The sequence below is a fragment of the Cyclobacterium qasimii M12-11B genome, assembly GCF_000427295.1.
Taxonomy (GTDB): domain Bacteria; phylum Bacteroidota; class Bacteroidia; order Cytophagales; family Cyclobacteriaceae; genus Cyclobacterium; species Cyclobacterium qasimii.
Genome location: NZ_ATNM01000031.1, coordinates 1 through 561 on the forward strand (window position 1 = coordinate 1; position 561 = coordinate 561).

At 29.6% G+C, this 561-nt stretch carries 2 protein-coding genes; both read right to left on the minus strand.

Annotated features, from left to right (window positions below; translation table 11 throughout):
• Positions 1–438: LysM peptidoglycan-binding domain-containing protein (locus ADICYQ_RS03095; RefSeq protein WP_040414288.1), on the minus strand; the 438-nt coding region annotated here is incomplete at its 3' end.
• 57 nt (positions 439–495) lie between these two features.
• A partial coding sequence (locus tag ADICYQ_RS30025) for a GMP synthase (glutamine-hydrolyzing) (RefSeq protein ID WP_152520451.1) occupies positions 496–561 on the minus strand: 66 nt, incomplete at its 5' end.

The following is a 561-nucleotide window of genomic DNA, read 5'->3' on the forward strand; positions in this document are numbered from 1 at the left end:
TACTGTATTATTTAATGTTTGCTTAGATACTACCGTTCTGTATTTTGGTATTCTAATTTTATCGCCTTTTTTAAGATTTTCAGAATACAAAAAACGGTTTGCTTTTTTTATTTCTTCTTCAGAAACATTGTATTCTTTTGTTAATCCGTATAAGGTTTCTTTACGTTTTACTTTATGATTTTTATAACCAATAAGTTCTCTACTATCTTCTACAATAGCATTATTCTTAACTTTAGAGTTCGGAATAATTAAAACTGTATTAGGCTGAAACTTACGTTTAGCATCCGGATTTAGTGCATAAATATCAAACGGAGTCACTAAATAACCCTTGGCTATACTTTCAACTGTTTCACCTGGCTTAACAGTATGCTCAATGTAGTCTTGAGCACTTAGACCAATTGTAAAAGCAATTAAAATGATGGTTAAGATATTTTTCATGAATTCTATTTTACTATAAACTGCACTTTGATTATAATTAGCAATCAGTTCTTATTTTTATTCCCACTCAATAGTCGCAGGTGGTTTTGAACTGATATCGTAAACAACTCTATTCACACCTTT